This is a genomic window from Mycobacterium sp. (assembly GCF_050701675.1).
In the GTDB taxonomy this organism is placed as follows: domain Bacteria; phylum Actinomycetota; class Actinomycetes; order Mycobacteriales; family Mycobacteriaceae; genus Mycobacterium.
The window spans coordinates 1-4,876 of record NZ_JBOGDD010000863.1 but is presented as its reverse complement, the minus strand read 5'-3'; the positions used below and the strand labels follow the sequence as shown (position 1 = coordinate 4,876).

Annotated in this window: 5 protein-coding genes; 2 read left to right on the top strand and 3 right to left on the bottom strand. The window is 66.5% G+C overall.

Features of this window, described 5'->3' with window-relative positions:
* Positions 1 to 2,129: phosphoketolase family protein (locus ACRDUX_RS26545; RefSeq protein WP_526418130.1), on the bottom strand; the 2,129-nt coding region annotated here is incomplete at its 3' end.
* Positions 2,130 to 2,321: 192 nt separating this feature from the next.
* Here ACRDUX_RS26545 and ACRDUX_RS26540 point away from each other — a divergent pair.
* Positions 2,322 to 3,116 carry a CPBP family intramembrane glutamic endopeptidase gene (locus ACRDUX_RS26540; RefSeq protein ID WP_526418128.1) on the top strand — a complete coding sequence of 265 codons (795 nt, stop codon included), beginning with the start codon at positions 2,322 to 2,324 and terminating at the stop codon, positions 3,114 to 3,116.
* Here the strand turns inward: ACRDUX_RS26540 and ACRDUX_RS26535 are convergent.
* The gene (locus ACRDUX_RS26535) at positions 3,113 to 3,703 is read right to left on the bottom strand and encodes a CGNR zinc finger domain-containing protein (RefSeq protein ID WP_526418126.1); all 591 of its coding nucleotides are present in this window, start codon (positions 3,701 to 3,703) and stop codon (positions 3,113 to 3,115) included. The two genes, ACRDUX_RS26540 and ACRDUX_RS26535, sit on opposite strands and share 4 nt — an antisense overlap.
* Positions 3,704 to 3,800: 97 nt before the next feature.
* Here ACRDUX_RS26535 and ACRDUX_RS26530 point away from each other — a divergent pair, with 97 nt between their 5' ends.
* Complete coding sequence (locus tag ACRDUX_RS26530) at positions 3,801 to 4,301, top strand: hypothetical protein (protein ID WP_526418124.1); 501 nt, start codon at positions 3,801 to 3,803, stop codon at positions 4,299 to 4,301.
* Between the two features lie 10 nt (positions 4,302 to 4,311).
* Here ACRDUX_RS26530 and ACRDUX_RS26525 read toward each other — a convergent pair whose 3' ends face one another.
* Positions 4,312 to 4,623: a GlsB/YeaQ/YmgE family stress response membrane protein gene (locus ACRDUX_RS26525; protein ID WP_526418122.1), complete on the bottom strand. Its 312-nt coding sequence runs from the start codon at positions 4,621 to 4,623 to the stop codon at positions 4,312 to 4,314.
* Positions 4,624 to 4,876 lie beyond the last annotated feature (253 nt).

The following is a 4,876-nucleotide window of genomic DNA, read 5'->3' as shown; positions in this document are numbered from 1 at the left end:
AAGATGACCGGCTTGTCGCGGGTGAACACCATGTCGAACGCCTGATTGGACAGTCCGTGCGGATGTTCCCCCTCGTCCTGTAGCCGCATCAGGTCCACCACGTTGACGAACCGGATCGACAAGTCGGGGAGCTTCTGCTTGAGCAGGTCCACCGCCGCGAGACCCTCGAGAGTGGGGACGTCGCCGCACGTCGCGACCACGACGTCCGGCTCCTCACCCAGTATCTCGCTGCCCGCCCACGCCCAGATGCCCAGTCCCCTGGTGCAGTGCGCGACGGCCTCGTCCATCGTGAGGTAGTTCGGCGCAGGCTGCTTGCCGGAGACGACCACGTTGACGTACTGACGCGAGCGCAGGCAGTGGTCGTAGGTGGACAGGAGCGTGTTCGCGTCCGGCGGTAGGTAGACCCGCACGACCTCGGCGCGCTTGTTGACCACGTGATCGATGAATCCGGGGTCCTGATGGCTGAACCCGTTGTGATCTTGGCGCCAGACATGGCTGGACAGGAGGTAGTTCAGGCTCGCGATGGGTCGACGCCACGGAATGTGGTTGGTCACCTTGAGCCACTTGGCGTGCTGGTTGAACATCGAGTCGATGATGTGGATGAACGCCTCGTAACAGTTGAACAGACCGTGCCGCCCGGTCAACAGATAGCCTTCGAGCCACCCCTGGCACTGGTGTTCGGACAACATCTCGACCACCCGTCCGACGCGGGCCAGGTGGTCGTCGACCTCGGGTGATAGGTAATCGGCGTTCCACTGCTTGTCGGTCGCGTCGAACACGCCCTGCAGACGGTTGGACGCGGTCTCGTCGGGCCCGAAGATGCGGAAGTTGTCGGGGTTGAGCCGCACCACGTCGGTGAGCCAGCCGCCAAGCACCCTGGTGGCCTCGGCCACCGTTGCGCCGGGGGCAGGCACGTCGACGGCGTACTCACGGAAGTCGGGCAGCCGCAGATCCTTGAGCAGCAGTCCGCCGTTGGTGTGCGGGTTGTCGCTCATCCGCAGCGTGCCCGCGGGCGCGAGGGCGGCGATCTTCGGGTCGAGGGCGCCGTTCTCGTCGAAGAGTTCCTCGGCCCGGTATGAGCCCAACCAGTCCGCCAGCACCTGGAGGTGCTCGGGGGTGTCGCGGGCGTTGGCCAGCGGAACCTGGTGTGCGCGCCAGGATCCGGTGGTCTTCCTGCCGTCGATGTAGGCGGGTCCCGTCCACCCCTTCGGAGTGCGGAAGACGATCATCGGCCACGCTGGTCGCGCGACGTCCTCCGCATTGCCCGTCGAAGCGGACGCCTTGATCTCGGCGATCTCGTTGAGCACCTCGTCGAGCAGCGCCGCGAACCGCCGGTGGACGTCGGCCGGCTCTTCGGCATCGGGATCGTCGGCCACCTCGAAGAAGTGCGGCCGGTGTCCGTAGCCGATCATCAGGCTGCGCAACTCGTCCTCCGGGATGCGGGCGAGCACCGTCGGATTGGCGATCTTGTAGCCGTTCAGATGCAGGATCGGCAGCACCACGCCGTCCCGTGCCGGGTTGGTGAACTTGTTGGAGTGCCAACTGGTGGCCAACGCTCCGGTCTCCGCCTCGCCGTCCCCGACGACCGCGGCGACCAGCAGATCCGGATTGTCGAAGGCGGCGCCGTAGGCGTGCGAGAGGGCATAGCCGAGCTCGCCGCCCTCGTGGATCGACCCCGGCGTCTCGGGTGCGACGTGGGACGGAATGCCTCCTGGGAATGAGAATTGGCGGAACAGCCTGCGCAGGCCCTCGAGGTCACCGGTGATGTCGGAGTAGACCTCCGAATAGGTTCCGTCCAGGTAGGCGTTCGCCACCAGCCCCGGACCGCCGTGGCCCGGACCGGTGACGTAGATCGTCGACTGCTCGCGCGCCTTGATCGCCCGATTCAGGTGGGCATAGATGAAGTTGAGGCCGGGTGTGGTGCCCCAGTGCCCCAGCAGTCGGGGCTTCACGTCGTCGCGCGAGAGTGGCGTGCGCAGCAATGGGTTGTCCAGCAGATAGATCTGACCCACCGACAGGTAGTTGGCGGCGCGCCACCAGCCGTCCAGAGTGGCGACGGTCTCGTCGCTCAACGGGTGGGGGTCGGCGGAACGCCACGCGGTCGATCCGGCACTCTTCTCGGCGGTCATGGCGAACACCCTCCTCCGGCCTCCTCCGGCGTCAGTGCGAGGCTCTCCTGGCCATCCAACTCCTCCATCCGGCTGCCCGCGCGGAGCAGCTCTCGAATTTCATTTCCCGGCTACCCGACGGTGAGTGGCCCTTGGCACAGTTTGTCCGTCTCTGACCTGGGCATACCCGATGGCACGTATGCTGATTCAGTTATGTCTGATGTCAGCGCCGTGGCGAGCGAAGCGACGGGGGGTTGTGCCGTGCATGCGCCACCCCACCCGCTGATCGGTCAGCTGTCGGCACTGCATCACTTCCGCGTGTACGTCGACATCGGCGTCGTGGTCGTGGTCCTGGCGTTGACCAATCTCATCGCCCACTTCACCACCCCGCTCGCGAACTTCGTCGTGGTACCCGCCGCAGCGATCGGGCTGGTTCTGCTGGTGCGGTCGAGGGGTCTCGGGTGGAGCGAACTCGGGCTCGGGCGCGACCACTGGAGATCCGGCATCTGGTACGCGCTGGGGGCGGTCGCGTTCGTCGGCACCGTCATCGTCATCGGTGCGCTGCTGCCGTGGACGCGACCCATGTTCTTGAACGACCACTACGCCACGCTGTCCGGCGCATTGCTCGCCTCGATGATCATCATTCCGCTGCAGACCGTGATCCCCGAGGAGTTGGCCTTCCGCGGCGTACTACACGGAGCCCTGGACCGGGCCTGGGGGTTTCGCGGCGTGGCAGCGGCAGGCTCGCTGCTGTTCGGGATGTGGCACATCGCCACGTCCTTCGGCTTGACCAGCGGCAACGTCGGGTTCACCAAGCTCTTCGGTGCCGGGGTGGTCGGCATGGTCGCGGGCGTGGTGATGGCGGTGATCGCCACCGGAGCAGCGGGTTTCGTGTTCACCTGGCTGCGAAGGCGCAGCGGCAGTCTGATCGCACCGATCGCACTGCACTGGTCACTCAACGGGCTCGGCGCACTCGCGGCAGCGCTGGTCTGGCACCTGTCGACTTAGCCGGTGGGCTGGCGGCGCCTGGCCCTGAAGTCGCGGTTCTTGAGCTTGTTTCCGCAGGCCGCCATGTCGCACCAGGTCCCACCGTGGTTGCGCGAGTGGTCGTAGAACGCCCATCGGCAGTCGTCGTTCGCGCAGGCCTTCATGTGGGTCCAGGTGCCGTCGAGTTGGGCATCCTTGACGATCAGCAGCAGCGCCAGCAGCCGCGAGCCCACCGACCCGTCACCGGCGGACAGGGCCATGCCTCCGTGCTCGTCGACGACGACTCGAACCGGACTGCCCTCGGAGACCTCGTGCAGTGGCGCGATCGTCGCCGGATCGGGAACCGGGCCGCCCGAGTTGTGGATCACCAGGGCGCGCAGCCCCTCCCTGACCCCCGCGATCAGGCGCAGTACGTCGGGCCCCGGCGTGGCATCGGGCGAGAGCAGGCCGTTGTCGACGAGCCATGGACGGGCATCGTCGACAGCCGCCAGCCGGTCCTGACCCGATTCCAGATCAAGGGTGTTGATGAGTGACTGCACGCGGCGCAGGGCACCAGGTGCGGGTTTCGACTCGGTGTCTCCACTCCACTGGATACCGTGCGACGTCATGGACACATCCTAGACCTTACGTGACTGGTATTAAAGCTTGACTGGTCACTAGTGACCGGTATAACCTCTGCACAGGTCACGAATTGAGGAGATGGCGATGACATTGCGCAACGGCATCCGAACGGACGCCACCGACGACACGACCGACCGGGCACTCCGCCGACACGAGCCTGCCGACGTGCCGTTGTCGAGCCGGATGTGGGCGCGACTGTTCGCTGCGCGCTACGACCAGCAGTTGGAGGCCGGCGCCACGGTCACCGCGGGCAGCCCGCTCGCCGCGCACTACGTTCGCTTGACGTCGCAGGCAGAGCGCGAGGACATGACCAATGCGCTCGTGTTCCTGCTTCGGGAGGCCGGCCTGCTCGACGACGGCGCAGGCGTCGGTGCAGGCACGCGCGTTCCCATCCAAGGCGAGGCGATCCGCACGTCGGCGGACGTCATCGACGACGTGCTGTCGCGGCTGGCAGATCCGCAGCCGGTCCGCGCGCGGGGGATGGCACGGTTGCGCATCCTGCTCGGCGACGGCCGCAGCCCCGTGTACCGCGGGGGTCGCGGGACCGTCGGAGCTCAGATGCGCGGCGTACTGGCCGCGATGTAGGGCGGGCCGGTTACCGCTTGCTGGTGCTGCGCCTGACAAGGCCGACGATCCACAGCAGGATCACGGCCCCGATGAGCGCGGTGAAGAATGTGAACCACTTGCGTCCGGCAATCACATCGACGCCCAGCTTCTCCAGGAGGAAGCCGCCAATGAAGCCGCCGATGATGCCGATGACGATGTTCAAAAGGATGCCCGAGCCGCCACCCTTGACGATCTTGCCCGCCAGCCAGCCGGCGATGCCGCCGATGATGATGTAGGCAAGCCAACCCACTGCGGTCGGCGGAGCAAACGCCAGAAACTCGGTTGCCGCAATCATGTTCATGACGAACTCCTGCCTGTCGCCGACCGACCCAGCGCAGCCGCTGGGTCACCGTCCGGTCTACTCGCAGAGGGTAACGATTCGACGTGCGAAAGGTGCACGTTCCTCAGTCGATTGCGAGGCCAGTGCGCATCAGCCCGCTGGCATCATCTCGGGCGGCGCGTCGGTCACCGGCACGGGGACACCAAGACCAGGTCGTGGTGGCGGCGCGTTGGGATCCGGCGGCGGAGCGTTCGGGTCCGGCGGTGCGTTGGGG